At 63.0% G+C, this 20239-nt stretch carries 16 protein-coding genes; 3 read left to right on the top strand and 13 right to left on the bottom strand.

Annotated features, from left to right (window positions below):
• Positions 1 to 110: 110 nt before the first annotated feature.
• The 3 genes from NKI69_RS24730 to NKI69_RS24720 form a co-directional block, all read right to left on the bottom strand.
• On the bottom strand, positions 111 to 5219 hold the full coding sequence (locus tag NKI69_RS24730) for a helicase-like domain-containing protein (protein ID WP_352722712.1): 5109 nt from the start codon (positions 5217 to 5219) through the stop codon (positions 111 to 113).
• 83 nt (positions 5220 to 5302) lie between these two features.
• Positions 5303 to 5701: a DUF3085 domain-containing protein gene (locus NKI69_RS24725; RefSeq protein ID WP_352722711.1), complete on the bottom strand. Its 399-nt coding sequence runs from the start codon at positions 5699 to 5701 to the stop codon at positions 5303 to 5305.
• A 10-nt stretch (positions 5702 to 5711) separates the two neighbouring features.
• Positions 5712 to 6314: a DUF1419 domain-containing protein gene (locus NKI69_RS24720; RefSeq protein WP_352631250.1), complete on the bottom strand. Its 603-nt coding sequence runs from the start codon at positions 6312 to 6314 to the stop codon at positions 5712 to 5714.
• A 164-nt stretch (positions 6315 to 6478) separates the two neighbouring features.
• Between NKI69_RS24720 and NKI69_RS24715 the strand changes: the two genes are divergently transcribed.
• Positions 6479 to 7117: a hypothetical protein gene (locus tag NKI69_RS24715; protein WP_352722710.1), complete on the top strand. Its 639-nt coding sequence runs from the start codon at positions 6479 to 6481 to the stop codon at positions 7115 to 7117.
• 50 nt (positions 7118 to 7167) lie between these two features.
• On the opposite strand, the gene NKI69_RS24710 is transcribed toward NKI69_RS24715, so the two are convergent.
• From NKI69_RS24710 to NKI69_RS24700, 3 genes are all read right to left on the bottom strand, one after another.
• Positions 7168 to 8073: a DUF3991 and toprim domain-containing protein gene (locus tag NKI69_RS24710; protein ID WP_352722709.1), complete on the bottom strand. Its 906-nt coding sequence runs from the start codon at positions 8071 to 8073 to the stop codon at positions 7168 to 7170.
• Between the two features lie 202 nt (positions 8074 to 8275).
• The gene (locus tag NKI69_RS24705; protein ID WP_352722708.1) at positions 8276 to 8410 is read right to left on the bottom strand and encodes a hypothetical protein; all 135 of its coding nucleotides are present in this window, start codon (positions 8408 to 8410) and stop codon (positions 8276 to 8278) included.
• Positions 8411 to 8686: 276 nt separating this feature from the next.
• Complete coding sequence (locus NKI69_RS24700; protein ID WP_352722707.1) at positions 8687 to 9193, bottom strand: SOS response-associated peptidase family protein; 507 nt, start codon at positions 9191 to 9193, stop codon at positions 8687 to 8689.
• A 58-nt stretch (positions 9194 to 9251) separates the two neighbouring features.
• Here NKI69_RS24700 and NKI69_RS24695 point away from each other — a divergent pair, with 58 nt between their 5' ends.
• Positions 9252 to 9842 carry an SOS response-associated peptidase gene (locus NKI69_RS24695; protein ID WP_352722706.1) on the top strand — a complete coding sequence of 197 codons (591 nt, stop codon included), beginning with the start codon at positions 9252 to 9254 and terminating at the stop codon, positions 9840 to 9842.
• Between the two features lie 27 nt (positions 9843 to 9869).
• Here NKI69_RS24695 and NKI69_RS24690 read toward each other — a convergent pair whose 3' ends face one another.
• The 4 genes from NKI69_RS24690 to NKI69_RS24675 all read right to left on the bottom strand — a co-directional run bounded on the left by NKI69_RS24690 (position 9870) and on the right by NKI69_RS24675 (position 13596).
• Complete coding sequence (locus tag NKI69_RS24690; protein ID WP_352722759.1) at positions 9870 to 10022, bottom strand: ATP dependent DNA ligase; 153 nt, start codon at positions 10020 to 10022, stop codon at positions 9870 to 9872.
• A 25-nt stretch (positions 10023 to 10047) separates the two neighbouring features.
• Positions 10048 to 10551 (bottom strand): ATP-dependent DNA ligase, encoded by a 504-nt coding sequence (locus NKI69_RS24685; RefSeq protein WP_352722758.1) that lies wholly within the window; start codon positions 10549 to 10551, stop codon positions 10048 to 10050.
• A gap of 330 nt (positions 10552 to 10881) precedes the next feature.
• Entirely contained in the window at positions 10882 to 11268 is a 387-nt protein-coding gene (locus NKI69_RS24680; RefSeq protein WP_352722705.1) for a topoisomerase DNA-binding C4 zinc finger domain-containing protein, read from the bottom strand.
• A 15-nt stretch (positions 11269 to 11283) separates the two neighbouring features.
• Complete coding sequence (locus NKI69_RS24675; protein ID WP_352722704.1) at positions 11284 to 13596, bottom strand: UvrD-helicase domain-containing protein; 2313 nt, start codon at positions 13594 to 13596, stop codon at positions 11284 to 11286.
• Positions 13597 to 13991: 395 nt separating this feature from the next.
• On the opposite strand from NKI69_RS24675, the gene NKI69_RS24670 reads away from it, so the two are divergent.
• Positions 13992 to 14555, top strand: a complete 564-nt coding sequence (locus NKI69_RS24670) for a hypothetical protein (RefSeq protein WP_352722703.1) — start codon at positions 13992 to 13994, stop codon at positions 14553 to 14555.
• A gap of 139 nt (positions 14556 to 14694) precedes the next feature.
• Here NKI69_RS24670 and NKI69_RS24665 read toward each other — a convergent pair whose 3' ends face one another.
• The 3 genes from NKI69_RS24665 to NKI69_RS24655 are packed head-to-tail and all read right to left on the bottom strand — an operon-like array spanning position 14695 to position 20181.
• Positions 14695 to 17991 (bottom strand): error-prone DNA polymerase, encoded by a 3297-nt coding sequence (locus tag NKI69_RS24665; RefSeq protein ID WP_352722702.1) that lies wholly within the window; start codon positions 17989 to 17991, stop codon positions 14695 to 14697.
• On the bottom strand, positions 17988 to 19508 hold the full coding sequence (locus NKI69_RS24660; RefSeq protein WP_352722701.1) for a Y-family DNA polymerase: 1521 nt from the start codon (positions 19506 to 19508) through the stop codon (positions 17988 to 17990). Before NKI69_RS24660 ends, NKI69_RS24665 begins: the two co-directional genes overlap by 4 nt.
• A complete protein-coding gene (locus tag NKI69_RS24655) occupies positions 19423 to 20181 on the bottom strand; it encodes an ImuA family protein (protein WP_352722700.1) in 759 nt (252 codons plus the stop codon). Before NKI69_RS24655 ends, NKI69_RS24660 begins: the two co-directional genes overlap by 86 nt.
• Positions 20182 to 20239 lie beyond the last annotated feature (58 nt).

Here is a 20239-nt window from a genome sequence, read left to right as displayed (position 1 = left end):
CGGCGGAACGCGCGATCTGCGAGGAGCCCTCTCTTCCTCCCTCCGCTCCCCGGTCTTTCCTCTCCCTGGAATGACACTCCATGGAAGCGACGGCGCCAACGCACGCCGCCTCACGCTGCGCGGGCCTCGTCCTTCCTATTTCCCTCGACGTCCTGGGCGAGTGATTTCTCGATGTCGCCAAGCTGTCGGCGTTTTTCGGCCAGCTCACCCGAGAATGCGAAAGTGCCACCCTCACGCGAGCGATAGGCTGCCAGACGTCGCTCGGCCTCGGCGAGGCGATGGCGATAACGCTCCTGCTCGTCCTCAAGGCTGGCGAGGACGTGCTCCAAGCGGGCGATCGCACCGAGGGGTGTCGTCGTCACGGGGAGCTCGATTTCCGTCTCGGCCCCGGTGCGCATCAGCACGGTGGCGTACCGATAGCCATCCTGGCCGAAACGCTCGCCGGAGCATTCGAGCTCGAAGCCGCCGATCGTCGCGATCACGGCGTCGCCGGCGTGCTGGAGCTGGACCAACGTCAGAATCTCCTTCATCAGCGCGCGCCCGGCGAGCTTTCGGTCGGCGAAGGTCGCGTCGCCCACCACCATCCGGAAGGCCTCGCCCGCGGTCGGAACCAGACGCTCAAGATCCTCGGCGATCTCGCCGATGCGACGTGTCGAATATTCGATGTCGCGTTCGGCGTCGCGGATCTGTCGGCGGATGGCGAACTGATCGTCCTGATGGCCCGAGCGCAGTCTTTCGAGCCGGGCGATATCGGCTTCGAGGCCGGCTTTCTGCATGAGGCGCGGATCGCCCGATGCAATGGCCTTGGCCATGGCGAACTGGTTCGCCTGCCCCTCACCGAGATCCTCGAGCCGGCGGATGGAGATATCGCCCGAAAGGGCTGCCGCGATGAACCGGGCCTTCCGCTCATTGTTCTGCCACATCTGCGCATCCATCGACCCTTCCGTGGCATAGGCGAAGATGTCGACGACGTCGTGCTGGTTGCCCTGTCGCAGGATACGGCCCTCGCGCTGCTCGATCTGCGAGGGCAGCCACGGCACGTCGAGATGGTGAAGAGCCTTGAGGCGCAGCTGCGCATTGACGCCGGTGCCCATCGTATCGGAGGAGCCGATGAGGAAGCGGACCTTGCCGGCGCGGACATCGCCGAACAGCCGCTGCTTGGCCTCCGACTTCTTGAAATCCTGCATGAAGGCGATCTCGGAGGCTGGGACGCCGAGACGCACGAGCTCATCCCGAATCCAGCGATAGGCCGAGAAGCCCCGGGTCTTCTCGACGCTGAGTGTGCCGAGATCGGAGAAGATCATCTGGGCGGCGCCGGTCTGCTCGAACGGCTTGCCGTCCGGACGGACATAGGCAACGTCCGCCGTCTCCTGCCAGATGCGAAAGGCACTGCCGACGAGGTCGTTGAGCTTGTTGTCGAGCTCATTGTCATTGTCGGCATCGACCAGGCGTAGGTCGATCGCGGCATGGCGCCCGTCGGTGATGACCGAGAGCAGGATATCGTCGCCGGGTTCGGACGGCCGGTCGCGTTGTTCGATCGCCTTGATGCGAGCATCGAGCAGGAGCTGGTAGCGCTTGAAGGCCGACGAGGGCTTGGAGGTCCTGATCTGCCGTGAGCCGGTCGAGAGCGCCGGCACCTTCACATATTCGCGCAGGTCCGCCGGCATCACCACATCCGCGAAGGAGCGGAACATGGCAATGAGCTCGGGGACGTTGACGAAGGTGGCGAAACGCGTCACCGGCTTGTATTTGCCGTTGGGCTGCAATTCGAGCTCGGTGGTCACGTCGCCGAAGGTCGACGCCCAGGCGTCGAATTCGTGCAGGCCGCGCTCGAACAACGCTGCATAGCCGAGATAGCGCTGCACCGAGAACATCTCCCCCAGCGTATTGGTAATCGGCGTGCCCGACGCGAGTACAAGCGCCCGTCCGGGGTTCTTCGTCTCGACAAAGCGCGACTTCACATAGAGGTCCCAGGCGCGCTGCGAGCCGTTCGGGTCGACACCCTTGAGTGTCGACATGTTGGTGGCGAAGCTGAGCTTCCTGAACTCCTGCGCTTCATCGACGATGATCTGGTCGATGCCGATTTCGGAGATGGTCAGCAGGTCGTCCTTGCGGGTGGCGAGCGCCTCCAGCCGCTCCTTGAGGCCCTCCTTCAGGCGCTCGAGACGCTTGCGCGACACGCGATCGCCGCTCTCGACCTTGGTCAGCAGCGTCTCGTAGAGCTCGAGCTCGTCCTGAATCATCTGCTGCTCGAACGCGGACGGCACGCCGATGAAGCGGAACGCCGAATGGGTGATGATGATCGCGTCCCAGGTCGCGGTCGCCGCCCGCGACAGGAAGCGGTGCCGCTTGTCCTTGGTGAAGTTGGTCTCGTCGGCGACCAGTATGCGTGCGGTCGGATAGAGCGCGAGGAATTCGCGCGCCGCCTGCGCAAGACAGTGGCCCGGCACGACCAGCATGGCCTTGGCGATGAGCCCGAGGCGGCGCTGCTCCATGATGGCGGCCGCCATGGTCATGGTTTTGCCGGCGCCAACGGCATGGGCGAGGTAGGTCGCGCCGGCAGAGATGATGCGCCAGATGCCGCGCTTCTGGTGCCCATAAAGAGAAAAGGCGCCAGAGGCGCCCGGGAGTTGGAGATGGTCGCCGTTGAAACTTCGCGGCGCGATATTGTTGAAACGGTCATTATAGACCCGCGCCAGCCGGTCGGTCCGGTCGGGATCGGACCAGATCCAGCTCTGGAATGCCGTCTTGATCTTGGTCAGCTTCTCCTTGGCCGCCTCCGTATCGACGACATTGAGCACGCGCTTCTCGCTGTCGCCCTCCTTGATGATGTCGAAGATCTGCGGCACGCGGCTGTTGAGCGCATCGGCGATGAGCTCGCCCGCATGACGGCGCTCGGTGCCCCACTCAGAGGTGCCGGCGGCCATCCAGCCGAGCTGCCGGGCGTCAACAGTCCATGAGGCCAGTTCGGGCATGTGGTGGATGCGGATCTCGGCACCCATTGTATCCTTGACGAAGGCGACAACGTCGGCGGCCGGAATCCATGGCGCGCCGAGACGCGCGGTGATGTCAGATGGACCGAGGTCGGCCGGCTGTACCGTGACCATGGCCCGGACATTGCGCTCGAAGGCCGGATCGAGCGCGGCGGCCGCTTCGGCGGCTTTGAGCTTGTCGCGGACCTTGCCGGAGAGATAGGCGTCATCCGTCTGCCATGACCCGCTTTCCGGATCGCGGAAAATGGAGTCGCCCAGGTCCGCAATCACCGTCTCGGCATCGACATGCAGCAATTCTGCAATGTGATCGATGTCAACATGGCCACGCTCGTCGAGCACGATGGCGAGGGCATCGGTCGGCGAATTGATGATTGGCGCCGACGGCGGCGCGATGACCCGCTCGGAGAAGATCTGGCCGGGCCGAGCCGTGTCGGTATCGAGGTCATAGTCCTCGATGGAAGCGACCAGCCAGCAATCGGGATCGTCAAGGAACGGCTGCAGGTTCGGCCGGCGATGCGTCTCACGCACCTCCCCGGTCTCCGGGTCTTCCGTGGTGGAGACGACCGTGGTGTTGACCGGACCGAAGGCCCGGACGAAGTTCGACCAGGCAATGCGCAGCTTGACCTGCGCCGGCCTCCAGGGCCGGTCGAGCTCCTGGGCCTTGAGGACTTCGCGCAACGCATCGCGGATGGGGATGAGCTTGCGGATGATGCGGGCGTGCTTGTCGGGCACGCCTTCAGCGCCGCGTCGCTTTCGCACCGTGATGGTCACGGGCGCGCCGTCGACCATCTGCATCAGCGCCGTGTTCGGCGCGATGAAATAGCTACCCTCGCGGATCGACGAAGCGTCGGGAAGAGTCTCCCCTTCCCCATCGTTGCCGGCGCTGGGATCGATGACCTCGGGCGTGCCGTCGTAGATGGCTTCCGGGAGAAGACAGATCGCATCGGCAAGCGCTTGGTCGAGATCGACGCCGTCGACCGGCAGGCACGTGTAGGCCTCGCCGAAAGGTCCGGAGGCCGTGGCATGCGTGCCGAGCACGAAACCGGGATGACGCGCTAGCCAGCGGTTCACCCGGATTGCACCCACATCACCATCGGCGGGACGGACCTGTTCGAGATCGAGCCAGGTGACGTCGCCCTCGGCCTCTCCCGGCTGGCGCTTTCGGAAGAAGAGGATATCGACCACCACGTCGGTGCCGGCTTCGGCGCGGAAGCTGCCTTCTGGAAGGCGGATTGCCGCGACGAGATCGGCCGATTTTGCGATGTGCTCGCGGGCCGAGCTGTCGGCCTTGTCCATTGTCCCCGCGCTCGTGACGAATGCCCCGAATCCGCCCGGCTTCAGGAGATCGACGGACCGCGCGATGAAATAGTCATGCAGGCGCAGCCCCATGGATCGATAGGCGCGGTCCGAGCGGACGGTGCGATTGGAAAAGGGCGGATTGCCGATGGCGAGGTCGAACACTGCCGGCAGATCGGCACGGGCAAAGTCGGCGTTGACGATGCGCCCCCGCGGCTGCAGCAGCCGGGAAATGCGGGCGGTGACCGGATCCAGCTCGACACCGGTGAGATGCACCTGGTCGCGAAGTCCCGCCGGCATCAGCGCCGGGAACAGCCCGCTGCCGATGCCGGGTTCGAGCACCCTGCCCCCGCGCCAGCCGAGACGCTGCAGCCCGGCCCAGATCGCCCGGACGATGAACTCGGGCGTGAAATGCGCATATTGCGTGCAGCGCGCGAGCGACGCGTAGTCCTGGTCCGAGACCGCCTCCTCGAGTGCGACACCGATCTCATCCCAACCGGCGCGGAAACCGTCCTCGCCGGGACGCCGGAACACGCCATTGGCGAGGTCCGAGGCCCCGAAGCCAGTGAACCGCATGAGCCGCGCCTGTTCCTCCGGAGTCGCCGGACGATCCTCGGCCTCGATTTCGGCGGCGAGCCGGATAGCCGCCAAGTTGTCGCTTGCGCGCTGCTTCCAGCCTTTGGCAAGACCGCGATCGCCTTCGAGAATGAAGTTCTCGCCTCGCGCGACTGGCTCGCCCGCGCGGTCGGGTCGAGGAGCCGGCTGCGGGCTGAGCGGCGATTTCCGAGCCTCCGGCGCCGAGGGCGGCCGGTCGTCTTCGAGGTCGTTCATGTCGAAGTCGCTGCCGAAGGCCGTGACCCCGAGACCGAGGCCGGACGAAAGGGCGGTGTTGTTGAACAGGTCGAGCGTGAAGGGATCGTCGTTGGACATTGTGATGTCTCCTTGAGGGATGGCGCGCACGAACGCCGGCCGAGCAGTCGGCCGGGGATCTACGGCGTAGGGTTCGGGAAAGGTCAGCGGGTGATCAGCGAGAGCGCGATTTCGGTCTCGGTGAGCTCAACGTTGAGATGCGTCGCACCGAAATTGCGGTCGAAGAGCGGGATCAGCCGCTCGGCCTCGATGAACTCGATGCCGTCATCGCCGCCGAAGTGGCGGCGCTTGTAGTCCCACCAGTCGGGATTGCCGACCGGATGGCATTGCTCGGAATAGATGACGAGCGGACGTTCGCCCTCGGCGAGCTTGCCGTTGGACATGATGTAGACGCCCTCGTCGCCGACGAGCCAGATTCCGGGCTTCTCGCCCTCACCGGGCCGAGTGCCGTAATAGGGATTGCGGAACCCGCCATTGAGGGCGGCATCGGAAATCCCGCGGTCGACGACTTTGCGCACCGCAAGAATGGGAAAGGTGAACATTGCCCCCACCTCAAGCCGCCGCTTTGACGGGAAGGTGCCGCAGATGCACTGGCAGCTTGGCCGCGATCTCCTCGTCGGTCAGATCATCGAGCAGCTTGAGCTCGGTCCGTCCCTGGCCATAGACGAGAACGGTGCGGTTGCCGCGGTGCTGGGCTAAGAAGCGTTCGCCGGCATAGCCGCGATATTCGTCATGGGTGGCGCTCCAGATATGCTCCAGGCGCTCCTCCTGCGTCATCGCCTTCACCGGCCAGGACTCGCGCTCGACGATAGCGTCGCGCATCTCGACAGGAGAGCGAGCGACATTCAGGTCGCAATAGGCATGGAAGTACCGGATCCGGCCGTCGATGCGTAACGTATAGAAGATGCTGGTGATCGAGTCGGTGAGGAACTCACGCATGGCGAACATCTCACCCCGCATCCAGAGCGGCGGCAGGATTTCGAGCATGTAGTCGTGGTCGGCTCGGGCGATCTCGAACCACTCGCCTACGAACAACGCGCTGTCGTCGCTCTGCCAGCGATCGGGGCGCTGGGCATGACGGTCAAACAGGCGGAACATCTGCCGGCGATCGGCGACGCCCTGGTAGATCTTGCGGGAGGGAGAGACGGGGTTCATAGCGGCTCCTTGGCCAGTTGCGGGGCTGGAGCGCGGTTCATCCTCTTAACGTCACCATCATCTTCAGCCCTTGCGGACCCCTCCCCGCGGCCGCCTCTCCGTCCGGGCGGGTCAAGGGCCGGCGTCAGCCGGGCGAAGCTTCACCCTTGAGGCGACCGGCGGGCATGCGGCAGCCGGAATTGATTTTCTTCTCGCCTCTTCATTTCGCTCCCCAATTGGTCGCACGCAGCGGCTCTCATGCACGGACGCGACCAACAGCCGTCATTGCACTCATGTTGCTTGGCACAACCACGGCCATGGCCGTCGAGCTGGATTCTCCCGACAGGGTCGATCCACTCTTTGACTGCTCGACGCCCGTGCTCGATGCGGACACGCCGGAAATAGCAAAACTGCTCCGGGTTCAGTACAGGGGCGACGCTCTCGTCAGAGAGTTGCGCCAAACCTATGCGTCCCGACTCGCCGGCCTGTTCTGGGATCAGCAGGAAGGCGCCGACAGCAGGCTGGTCCTGCGCTTGACCCGCGACGATCCTGTCGAAACGCGCAAGCTCTCGATCTGCGGCGAGCCGCTGACGGTCGCGTTTATTGCCGGCCAGATGCACACAAGCGAGGAGCTTCAAAAGCTTCACGCGGACAACCTCGAATGGTTCCGCGGCAGGTTCCCTGGGCTACAGGGGACCTATGCGGATGAACGCACGGGCGAGATCGTACTGGATATCTACATTCCGGGAGCCGAGGCACGGACGTCGAGGCACTGCGGCAGCATGCCGAGTCCCGGCTGGGCGCTCCGCTGCGGGTCCACATGACGACGGCAAAACCGATGTTGAACCCCAGGAATGCTCCCCGGTAGTGGTTGTCAGCATTGCTGCGCGGTTCTTGGTTTCAGCATCGCGTTCCAGTCCTCGGCCGCCGGCTTCAACCGCTCGAACTCGCAAGAGAGCTCGAAGGCAAGCTCGCGCAGGCGAGCGACGAAGACCTCGCCCTGAGGATTGGCATCGGTGGCCGCGACAAGCCGTGCCTCCGGCCGCTCTGCCACCAGGCGAATGGCCACGTCAGTCGCTGGCGACCAGCCGCCGCCGGTGCTGACATAAAGCGTGTCTGGTCTGCTTGCCTCGATCGCAGCGAGGCTCATGGCGTCGATGGCGGCTTCGGTCACGCAGACGCGGCCGGCGTCTGCCGGGCCGAGCCGGAACAGCACCTTGCTGCCGCCCGTCGCAAAGCCGCGCCATTCCGGGCCGCGTTCCTCCCAACCGGTGACGATGCCGGCCGCATCGGTATGTGCCGCCCACATGCTGCCATGCGGGCCTTCGCGCAGGTCGTTCCGAGTGATCGCGGTGCGGATCACCGGTTCAGGAATATACCGTTCGTCGCGCAGGTAGCGCCAGGTCGCCGATCCGCGCCATGGCTTGCGACGGGCTCGCCAGCGTTCGGGAATGGAAAGATCCGGTTCGCGTTCCCGGGGCTGCCGCGTCCAAGCGGGCTCCGAGGGCACGAAGCCGACCAAGGACGCGACCTGAACGAATGCTTCCAGGAAATCGCAGCCGTCCAGATGCTGGACCAGCGAATAGACATCGCCCTTGGCGTCCGAAAGCGGATCGAACCAGCCCTTGCCGCCATGGATGACGATGATGATCGCGTCCCCGCGGCGATATTTCATCGCCCTGCGCGTGCTCTCCTTTAGATCGAGCGCAAACCCGCAATGCTCGAGTACAGCGCCGCAGGGCACTTTTTCTTTCAGCTCTTCCAGTTCTGCTTTTTCCATATTCGCCTGCACGTGCCCTGACGCGCTCCTTCCTATCCGATTCCCGCCCCAAGCTTATGGGGCATGAACCGGATGCCGCGAAGAGCAAGGCGGGCAAGGGCGCGGCCGGCAACCCGCCGATACTGCCGGGTTGCCGGAACTGCAGGCCGCGGCGCAGCTTCCCTTGCCGGCCGCAGCGCGCAAGCGGCAACACCACCTACCATCAGGTATCGCGGCGCTCTTCCTCGGCCACGATCGCGCGGACCGCGTCAATATCCATCGGTGCCTGCAGCGCGATCCGGCCGACCTCGGCGGCAACCTTGGCCCAGTGATAGAACTCGCCCGCGTCACCTTGCAAACGCGCTCGGGTCGCGCGGCGCTGTGCCTCGTAATTGCGTTGACCGCTTCGGCCAAGATGAGCCTACGGGCATCGGCTTGCCAACGCCGCCGGATCGCCGTCTGTGTTCGACCCATCGCCGGATCGCGGTAAACATGGACCCCTCCCTCTTCGCACGACAGCCCCACTGCGCGTCAGGGATGGCTGCCCGAACGGGTGAAGACCCCTTTGGGGGTTCAGCTCCGCCAACAGCCCGGCCCGCAGGGCGACGCCAATCACGAAGTTCGGGTTTTTGGTTCAAAATGCGAGCGCCGCCTGTGCATATGCTTCGCGCGGCTGCGAAACCACGAACGTGCCGGCAGGCAACGGCCGAAGCAGCTCTTCTTCCAAGCAGGTCCGGTCGAGCCAAGCCATCCGCTGATCGCGCCGCAGCACCGCCATCTGCCGGTCGTGGAAGGGCGCCACGTCGTCGTTCGCCTCGATCGTCAGGATGGCATAAGCCTCAGGCCAGTCCCGTGTCTCCGGGCGCCAGACTCCAGCGAAATAGAACCAGTCACCATCGGCGAGCGAGAAGCTAAAGGCCTTGCCCCTGCTCCGGTGCCGGAACTCGGATGCCGGAACGAGGCAGCGGTGACTGGGAAACGTCCTGCCCTCAGCGCGCACAACTGTGAAGGGCCTGCCTCCAACTTCGCTGGGCTGAAGGCCCCAAGGCAGCTCTGCCATCTCAACATCGCCGCCGTAGCGCCTTATGATGACGCGGCGTTCGTCGAGCGATGCGTCGGAATCGAAAACCGTCGCGCTCATGGTCACGCGAACATAACGGGAACACGATCGCGGTGCAATGCGATCGGACGGAGGATCGATGTGCAATGACTATCGATTGACGGTGGATGTCGCTTCGATCGTGGAGGACTTCGCCGACCTCAAGATCAAGATCCGCTTCGGCGAAGGCGCGCCGAACATCGAGGCGCGCGAAGACATCAAGATCACGGACATGGCGCCGATCGTTAGGACGATCGAGGGTGTGCTCGGCGAGGCCGACTTGGTGCAGCGCCGCTGGAGCTGGCCCGGACCGAACAAGCGGCCGGTCTATAATTTCCGTTCGGAGGGCCGAGAATTCACCTCCGGTCGCTGCCTGATCGTGGCGGACGGCTTCTACGAATTCACCGATCCGGAAGACCCTAAGAAGAAGCGCAAGGACAAGTGGCTCTTCACAAAGAAGGAGGAGCCGATCTTCTGCATCGCCGGCATCTGGCGTGAAACGCCTGAGGTCGGCGAGGCATTCACCATGCTGACGATGGAGCCTGGGCCCGATATTGCGCCCTATCATGACAGGCAGATTGTTATCCTCGATCGCAGCGTGTGGGCGGACTGGCTCGACCCTTCGGTGTCGGCCAATTCGCTGATCAAGCCCCTTCCACCCGGCACGCTGCAGGTGGAGCAAGTCGGATGAAATGAAGCGAATGGCGACCGATGCCAATCAGGGATGGGGCACGGAACGCACCACCTGCCGGGCCGGCTTGTCCTGCCGCTCCCCTTGATACGAGACCTGACGCAGGAGATTGTCTTCCGTCCAGGTGAGATAGGCGACCTCGACCACCATTTCAGGCCTGACCCAATGTACGCGCGACAGCTCAAGGGGCGAGCCGAACCGGCTCTCACGTGGATGTGTAGGCGCTGTCGATCCGCTTGGAAATCGCGCCCTCGAGGGAAAGCCGGCAGGCGTGCTTGCGGAACGCAGGCCCGTCCCCGATCACGTGATCGCTGAAGCGCAGGCCGGGCATGTCGGTCGAAAACAGGCCTTCCAGTCGCGCCTTGCGGTCGATGAGCGGCAGCTTCGCAATGCTTTCTCCGTTCAGGAACAGAAGATCGAAAGCAAAGAAGACAAGATCGCCCGTGCGGCCCTCGTCCATAGCGGCCTGCAGGCGGCTGAATGAGGTGACGCCGTCTGCCCGAACGGCGCACAGCTCCCCGTCGACATATGCCTCTTTCACCGGGAGCGCGCAGAGGGCCGCTATCGTCGCTCGATAGCGATGCGACCAATCGAGGCCGGTGCGGGTGAGCAAGCGGATGTCGCTGCCGTCGATCCGCGCGTGCATGCGGTATCCGTCGTACTTGATTTCGTGAAGCCAATCGGGGCCGTCGGGCGCTTCGTCGACCAGGCGCGTCAGCTGAGGCGATCCATTTCGGCGGATGCGTTTTATTCGGCTTTGTGGGATTCACCGTCTTCCGCGCCAATTGAGATAAAGCGTCGCCCTGCGGGCCAGACTACCACATGATGACGGTATAGAACGTCGGGAATGTTGCGACCTTTCTCGCGTAAATGGGCAACGGCGCGTCGAGCGCTGATCTAGTGGATTGATCGGGACAAAAGAGTCCGTGTTGGGATTCCGCGCGGCGCGGCGTCGTGCGAATCGAAACGGCGTCCGCGCGGCAGCATCGCCCGGACGCCGCTGCAACTGCGCGAGCGGTGCTCCTGGCGTTAGGCGCGTCTATGCAGGGTGCGCCGTCGATTGCGCCGGAACACCTTCGCTGTGCCTGCAATCAGGGAACTGATTGCATCCGTGAAACACCGTCCCGTTCCTGTTGCGCTTCTCGACCATTTGGCCCACCAGACAAACGGGGCATTGACGCAAGGCAGCGCCTTCGATCGTCTCGTAGCGCACCTCATCCCCGGCTATCTCGCAAAGTTCCCGGATATAGCGGGACGGCTGGCGGCTGTTGGTGATGAGGTATACGCCCCGGCTGGCGCGCGTGAGCGCGACGTAGAACAGGCGTCGTTCTTCAGCATAGACGAAGGTTTCAGGCTGGGGAATGACCAGGTTGAGCAGTTCATCGTCCTCGATGCGGCTCGGCACGCCATAATCGCCTTCACTCACATCAAGCAGAACCGTCTAGTCCGCCTCAAGCCCTTTGGCCCGGTGAAAGGATTGGCCCGAAACCTCGATATTGGCGAAGGAGGGTGGGATCCCGCCGAACGGATCTAGCAGATTGTACCGCCATAGAACCAGCACTTTGAGTTTGGCGTCTGGTTCGCTGCGCCACTGCTCGGCGATGCTCCCCAGGGCGATGTCGAGCCGTTCGAGAAGACGATGGCAAGCCTGGGCGAATTCGGGCCTGCCGCGTTCGTCATCAATGGGAATAACCCGAATCGACCGCGGAATGGCAGGCCGTGTCGAACGAACCGATTTCGTGATCTGTTCGGGATTACGCTGGACAAATGTCGCGGCCGTCTCCGCAATGAGCTGATTGCAGCGATAGGTCTGTTCCAGGCGTCCCTGCCAGCTTGCCCCGAAATTGGCCTCGAACTGCGTGAAGATCGTGATGTCCGATCCGGCAAAGCGATAGATCGACTGCCAGTCGTCTCCGACTGCGAACACTTTGCTGAACGCCTTCTGCTGCTTAAGCGCCTTGATGAGGTTGGCGCGCGGCTCGGAAATGTCCTGAAACTCGTCGACGAGGATCAGGGAATAGGGACTCTGATATTGCCCGGTCTCGACCAGCCGGACCGCGTCGGCGATCATTGAATCGAAGTCGATCCGCCGGGATTCTACGAGTTTTTGCGAATAGCCCTTCGTGATCATCCACACGACCCGCGCATAGAGCTTCGCGCGCTGCTTGTCGTGCAGGGTCTTGGCGCGCTCGAGCAGCATATCGAGCGTCAGATGGCTGGCGCGAATATGCTTGATGCAGGTGGATATGAGCTTGTGATAGTGCTTGATGACCACAGGCTCGATCGCCTCGGTGATCTCGGCATAGCTCTTGCACTCGAACGGAACCGCGCGCCGCGCCAGTTCTGCCTCGAGTGTGCTGAGCAGGGTCTCGTCGCTGGCCTGGGCTGAAGTCGTCTCGAAGAAATCGATCTCTTTGCGGCGATAGGCCTGACGTTTGCTCTCGGCGTGCTGGACATAATCCGCAAACGGTGAGGTCCCATCGGCGTTGAGCGCGAAATGCTCATGCACCGTGTCAGTCAGCGGATAGTAGAAATCGGGATGCAGATGGCGAACCGTGCCGTCATCCTCCTCAACCGCAAGCTGCCGCTCGTATTCGAATGCGACGGAATGCAGCCACAGCCAGTTGACGATCTTCTGCTCCTGCAGCGATTTGACGATCACTCCGGCAAGCGAGCCGATCGTGGCTTCGCCCTTTCTGAGCCGATCCGAGACATAGCGACGGTAGTCAGCCTCGGTGTCGAAAACCTCGGCCGGGATGTCCGCCTTGGGATGCACCACGAGCAGGTCGCACCACAATCGCGCGAATTCCGGATCGGTCTCGACAAGGCTCTGGATGATCTCTTCGATGACCCTGGCTTCGCCGGCGGGATGATCCACCCAGTTGGCAAGCTGGGGCGGACGTCCTTCGACCTCCTTAATGATGCCCCGTCCAAGCGCGTGAAACGTCGTGACGCGACACTCCAGGGCGCTTTCCTCGACCTGTAGCTGTCGTGCGATCCTGGTCCTGAGTTCATCTGCTGCACTCTTATTGAAGGCCAGAAGCAGGATCTCATCGGACCGGTAGAGCTGCCTTTCCAGGACATAGGCCACCTTGCCGACCATGGTCGCGGATTTGCCGGACCCGGCCGAGGCGACGAGCAGATTATTGTCCTCCAATCGGATACACGCCTCGCGTTGCTGATCGGAAAAGGAGCGCCCGTCCAGATCGTCGAAAAATGGCTCGAATTTGCGCAGCTCCGCGGCAACGAACGCTTCATTGTAGGCGTGGCGGACGCCCGGGTCGGTCAGCATGGCGAACGAAGCCGGCAGGGACGTTTTGAGCCCGGCCGGCATCAATTGTGGATCCAGAAGCGGGTGAGAAAGTGCGGCAGCGGCGCTGCCGGGCACGCTGGCGATGGCCCGCCCGAGATCGGCCTGCGCGAGATACTGTCTGTTGTCTTCGGTGATCTCCCGAAGCCTGGCATCGACATCGAGCAAATGATCCGTCTCTGTGCCGATGAGGTCGAAGAGATGGGTGTTGATGAACGCATGAAGGTCTGCGGCCAGTTGCTCGGACGCGTCCCCCGACAGACTCGACAGATTGTCCGTTCTGCCGCGTGCGCGGATCTCGACGGTATGCCACAGCAGCGCCTTGCTGGTCGAAACCGACACGATATCGAGGCAGCTGAGATCAACATCGCGACCCTGGCTCAGCCGAATGCGCCCGGACAGCTTGGGGTCCAGGGTCAGCTTCCATTTTCCGGAAGGAAACATCCGCGCAAGGAAACCAGGGCGGTATGCGCGCGCGGCCAGATAGCAATTTACTCAGTGCCACACTCGATATGTCCAATAAATCAAGGCTCCCAAGGAGCTGACTATCATCAACATATTGAGATGTTCCAAATCATCGCGGGCAACAGCAATGAAAGTTCGCGGAGCCGCTGTCGCGGCCACAGTTCTGTCCCGGGATCTCGGGTCATCCTAGTGGTGAGCCCATCCGTCCAACCCGGGGGGCGGTTAGCAGGACACCCCGCAGTCGCCGATCTGGCTTTGGCTTCGTCGCGATCCGCATTTCAGGAAGAATACAGGTAATAAATTCTGCGAAACAATAGCTTGCAATTTCAAACGGGCTGGCTGAGATGGCGGATCCCCAGATCATAGGAGCCTCAGTGTTCGGATTCTTCGAAAAGCAGCCGTTCAGCAGTTTGCGTGTCATGGGCCATGACGTAAACGTTGTCTCCATAACCCGTGACGCAGAGGTGCTCTACACCGGTGACATCGTAAAGACGTATGCAAAGGACCGTTTGGAAGGTCAGATACTTGAAATTTCCTTCGGCACCCGATCCGGTAATCCATATTTTGTCTACTACCTCTGTTCGGATTACTACTTCGCCGTAGCGTTGCCATCTGAGGCCGCGTCCTTCGGTGGACCGCAGAAAACTGAGGAATTCCGTTCAGCCGTTTCGCAGCAAATTGCTCTCTTCCTCGTCCAGTATCTTCAAAATGCTCTGCAGATCGATGCCCGTGCCGACATTACGTCATTTAGCCACAACGGTGCTAACACCAACGTCCTCGCCTACGTCGCTTCATTGAGCGGCTGGTACCCAATTCAACACAACAATACCGAGGGCGAAGATGCCTCGGAGGAAAAGGTCGCCCAAGTTGATAGCGGCAGTGCGATGATCGCTGATGTTATTGCGGTCGATTACCCCTCGCCTGATGGAATAGATTAACGCCTGCCTCAACCGTCGCAAATGTTGCAGAATGTCGGGTTCTCGACGTAAGCGTGGCAAAGCTGACTGACAGCTGCCACCCCAACTGAGATATTCGCGACGCCGAACACCGTTACCATGCCGAGCCGCGGCGGCGTTTTTACCGAAAGTCCCGTGGCTTAGGCAGCTTGATCGGCATAGTCTCCGACTCGGGATAAGACCCCTTATGCCGAACTCGGCATAAGGCATCGACGATGGCGCGCCCCTTCGGCATGCCGCGCGGATCGATGCCCCATCCGCCATAATGGGCCTCGTCACCGCGGCCGTGTGGCAACGGAAACGGCATCTCGCGGTTTCCCACGCTGGCGAGTTCGGCCGAAAGATCGGTCAACTCGTGGGCGACGAGATGCACCACCTCCCCTTCCCGCTGGATGCGGCCGCGCACGCCGAGCATGGCCGACGAGAGAAGCACGCGACGGAATTTCTCAAAGACCTTGACCCAGACGACGACGTTGGCGGCGCCTGTCTCATCTTCCATGGTGAGGAACATCACGCCTTTGGCCGAGCCCGGCCGTTGCCGGACCAGCACCAGGCCCGCGGCCTCGAGCCAACGTTTGTCTCGCGCCTGCATGGCTTCCTGACAGGTCACGATGCGACGCCGGCGAAGATCGGCGCGGAGGAATGAGACGGGGTGGCTGCGTAAAGTCAGCCCGACATGGCCATAATCCTCGACCACCTCGCGGCCGGCCGTCATGGGCCTGAGAGTGATGACAGGCTCGTGAACCTCCGGCACTGTCTTCTGCTCACGAGAGGTAGCGGCCGCAAACAGGGGCAGAGGCTCGTCGCGCAACGCCTTGATCGCCCAGAGCGCATCGCGGCGGGCAAGGTTCAGATCCGGCAGAAAGGCATCTGCCTCGGCGAGCTGGACCAGCGACGACGCCGGCACGCCAGCGCGGCGCCAGAGATCGTCGACCGAGAGGAAACGCTCATCGGCTCGCGCCGCAACGATCGCGGCCGCATCATCATTGGCGAGACCCTTCACCATGCGCAGGCCGAGCCGGACTGCGAAGCGATCTTCGGCATCGGTCGGCTCAAGCGTGCAATCCCAGCGGCTGGCGTTGACGCAGACGGGACGGACCTCGACGCCATGATCGCGAGCGTCGCGCACGATCTGGGCCGGCAGATAAAAGCCCATAGGCTGCGAGTTCAAGAGCGCCGCACAGAAGACATCGGGATGCCAGCATTTCATCCAGCTCGAGGCGTAGGCGATCAAAGCGAAGGAGGCGGCGTGGCTTTCGGGAAAGCCGTAGCTGCCGAAACCTTCGAGTTGGGAGAAGGTCTTTTCGGCAAACTCCTGGGTGTAGCCGTTGGCGATCATGCCGTTGATGAGCTTGTCGCGGAACTTCGAGACGCCGCCGGTGTGCTTGAAGGTGGCCATGGCGCGCCGCAGCTGGTCGGCCTCGCCGGCCGAAAAGCCGGCGCAGATCATGGAGACCTGCATTGCCTGCTCCTGAAACAGCGGCACGCCAAGCGTCTTGCCCAGCACGCGCTCGAGCTCCGGTGTCGGAAACGTCACCTCTTCCGTCCCGTCGCGCCGGCGAAGATAGGGATGGACCATGTCGCCTTGGATCGGCCCTGGACGGACGATAGCGACCTCAATGACCAGGTCGTAGAAGGTGCGCGGCTTCATGCGCGGCAGCATCGACATCTGCGCGCGGGATTCGATCTGGAAGACGCCGAGTGTGTCGGCCTTGCGGATCATCGCATAGGTGCGCGGATCCTCCGACGGTATCGTCGCCAGGTCGAGGGCGATGCCCTTGTGCTCGGACAGGAGATCGAATGACTTCTTCATGCAGGTCAGCATGCCCAGGGCCAGGACATCCACCTTCATGAATTTGAGGGCGTCGATATCGTCCTTGTCCCATTCCACGACCTGGCGATCCTTCATCGCCGCCGGTTCGATCGGCACGAGATCATCTAGTCGGTCGTGGGTCAGGACAAAGCCACCCGGATGCTGCGAGAGGTGGCGCGGCGTGCCGGCAAGTTGCGCCGCGAGATCGAGGGTCAGCCGCAGCCGGCGATCGCCGAGATTAAGGTTGAGCTCGCGGGCGCGCTGCTCATCCACCGCCTCGCCATGGCCCCAGACCTGTGAGGACAGAAGTTTGGTCATGTCCTCAGGCAGGCCAAGCGCCTTGCCGACGTCGCGGACCGCGCCCTTGGTGCGATAACGGATGACGGTGGAGCAAAGTGCTGCGTGGTCGCGCCCGTAGGTTTCATAGACCCACTGCATGACGATCTCGCGCCGTTCATGCTCGAAATCGACATCAATGTCGGGCGGCTCGCGCCGTTCCTGCGAAACGAACCTCTCAAACAGGAGGTTGTTGCGTTCGGGATCGATGGAGGTGATGCCGAGCACATAGCAGACCGCTGAATTGGCGGCCGAGCCGCGGCCCTGGCAAAGAATGTCCTGACTGCGAGCGAAACGAACGATCGAGTTTACGGTGAGAAAGTACGGAGCGTATTTGAGCGTCTCGATCAGCCGCAGCTCGTGTCTCAGGATTTGGGCCACCTTGTCAGGCACGCCCTCGGGATAGCGGCGGGCAGCGCCTTCCCAGGTGAGCTTTTCCAGCGCCTGCTGGGCCGTCAGCCCCGGCATCGTCTTTTCCTCCGGGTACTGGTAGGCGAGCTCGTCCATTGAGAACCGGCAGCGGTCGGCGATCTCGATCGTGCGCGCCAGAGCGTCGGGATAGCGGCTGAAGAGCCGTGCCATCTCGTCGGCTGGTTTTAGATAGCGATCGGCGTGGCGTTCGCGCCGGAAGCCGCCATCGTCGACGGTGACGTTGTGGCGAATACAGGTGACGACATCTTGCATCATGCGGCGGGCCGGCTCATGGAAAAGCACATCGTTGGTGACGACGGTAGGCACACGCATCGCGGCCGACAGGTTAGCCAGCTTGTATAGCCGGAGCTGGTCGTTCGGACGCCTGCGCAAGGTGAGCGCCAGATAGGCGCGATCGTCGAAGGCGTCGCGCAGCCGCCGCAAACGAACGGCACAGAGCTCATCAGCTTCGTCCGGCACCAGGACAGCGATCAGGCCTTCGCCATAGGCGACGACATCATCCCATTCGAGATGGCATTTTGCCTTCCCGGCCCTGCCCTTGCCGAGCGACAGCAGACGGCAGAGGCGCGAATAGGCCGGTCGGTCGGTCGGATAGGCCAGGATCGACATGCCGTCGGCGAGATCGAGACGGCAGCCGACGATCAGCCGGACGCCTGTGGTATTGGCCGCCTCGTGGGCGTGCACGATGCCGGCAAGCGAATTGCGATCGACGACAGCGAGCGCTTCGATGCCGAGCAATGCGGCCTGTGCAAACACTTCCTCGCAGGACGATGCTCCACGCAGGAACGAGAAATGCGAAGTTACCTGCAGCTCCGCATATCGGGTTGAGCCTGTCATCCGAAGATCCCGTGCATGAACCATTTATGCGATCCGGTCGCGTCGTCCTCGCCGTCGCCGGCGCGATAGACCCAGTACCGCTCGCCGTTCTCATCCTCGACCTGGAAATAGTCCCGCACCGCTGCGAGTTCGGCGTCACGCTTCCACCATTCCCCGAAAACCCGTTCAGGGCCGTCCGCACGCTTCACGCGCCGGCGAACGCCGCGCCAGGTGAAGGTCACGGGCGGATGGTCGGGAAGAAGTGCTACCGTCTCGATCGGCTCGGGCCGCGGCAGCAGCCGTGACGGTCGTGGCCAATGGCCGGGCCAGCCCTCGCCGGCATCGGGCGCCATTGGGGCAATGCGTTGAACCGACCGTTCGGGAACGTCGCTCTGCACCGGGGCGAAGCGATAAAGCCGCTCCTCACCGACACGGTTGGCGAGGATGTCGATCACATCCGACACATCGGGTTCGGGCGCCTCGGCGAGCGAGGAAATCATCTGCTTGGCCCTCAGCGGCTCGGCAACGGTCGCGGCAAGCCGCATCAGCTCGATGCCGAACCCTGGATCGATAGTTTCTATTTTATCTGTGAGAAGCCGGGTCAAACGCTTCACATCGCGAACCGGCATTGCCGTACCGATACGGATCGCCTCGACGCGATTGTCGACACGGAAGAACAGAAGATCGAGCCGGCGCGCGCCAAGCCCTCGCGTCTCGAGTGAGGCGCATAGTTCAGCGACCAGCTTGCCGGTATAACGCGCGATTGTTTCTGCCGCTCCGATCGGCTCGGCAAAATTGCGGCGGACCTCGACGATTTCTTCCGGCCGGATCGGCTCGATCGGTTCGCTCACCCGCCCGAACGCCTGGTCGAGGCGGCGGCCGGGTTCCGGTCCAAAACGCAAGGCCAGCGATGCGCGCGGCGTGCCAGCAAGATCCGCGATTGTCTCGAAGCCAAGCCGTCGCAGGCTATCGATCGTCGCGACGGGAAGACGGAGGGCAGCGATCGGCAAAGGCAGGATCGCCTGTCCATCGCCGGATGGAACCACAAGCGTCTGCCGTGTACTGAAGCGGGCCAGTGCGTGAGCTGCACCCCAGGTGCCGGCGACCGCGGCACGCGCGGCGAAGCCGGACGCGCCAAGTCGCGCCACTATATCGGTAAGCATCGCCGCCTCGCCGCCATGCAGATGATCGGCGCCGGTCGTGTCGATCACGATGCCATCCGGCGGATCGGCAGCGACGATCGGCGCGTAGCGGCGCAGTGCCCACAGCGCCAATCGCTCGAGCGCCACCTCATCTGCTTCGGGCTCGGCATCATGAACGACAAGACCCGGAACGAGCGCCTGCGCCTTACTCGCCGGCATGCCGATGCGCAGGCCGGCTGCGCGCGCTGCAGCGTCACTGGCGAGCACCACACGGCGACGTCCATCGCGGCCGATCAAAACGAGCGGCGTCTCAGGCGGAGGCGCGGCGTCGCCCGATTTCCTTCTGAAGCGGTCTGTCGGCCACATCGGAAGGAAGAGCGATACGACCCTTGGCATCGCAAGCCTCCACTATGAAATCCGCACTCTCTCCGGCCCGGCATCGGATCAGTTCAAGCTGCCAGCGCGCACGCCCGACTCCCTGAACCGGCAATGGCGTCGACGGCACGACCGACACCCGCCAGCGGGTTTCGGCGGCTGTCGGCTGGCCGAAATCGGTTGCCTCCGTCTGGCGGCGCCAGCGGCGAATGGCGATGCCGATGGCGCCGGAGCTTTCGGCGGCGAGCTGAAGCCGCCGTGAGGCCGTCATCGAAAGCCGGGCTATCTCGGCAACGACAGCGCCAAAACCGCCACGAAGACCCTCTTCGAAACAGGCGAGAACGGATTTTTCGTCGCCGGCTTCGACATAGATTACCCGTCCCGGAGAAAGGCCGGCCTGTTCGATCGCAGGCGCGAAAAGATCGGGCCGGGTAAGGCACCACAGCACCTTGCCCACCGTGCGCGCCGCAATACCGGCGGCGAAGAGCGCCGCGGCCGCACCATCGACAGCGCCATTTCCACCACCCGCGACCTCATGCAGACCGCCAAAAGCCAATCCCCCTCCCGGCAGAACCCTGTCGATTGCGGCCACTCCGAACGGCAAAACCGTTCGCGCGCGCGCTTTTCCGCCTTCGAGACGCGCGATGCGGTCTCGAAGCTCGGAAATGGCAGCAGGGGGCGCCGATACACTCATCTGACCCTTGAAACGCGGAAAGCCTGTCATATGTTCTACATTTGTTCTCGTCTTGGCT

The organism is Mesorhizobium sp. M0491 (assembly GCF_040321265.1).
In the GTDB taxonomy this organism is placed as follows: Bacteria; Pseudomonadota; Alphaproteobacteria; order Rhizobiales; family Rhizobiaceae; genus Mesorhizobium.
This window is presented reverse-complemented; position numbering and strand designations above follow the sequence as displayed.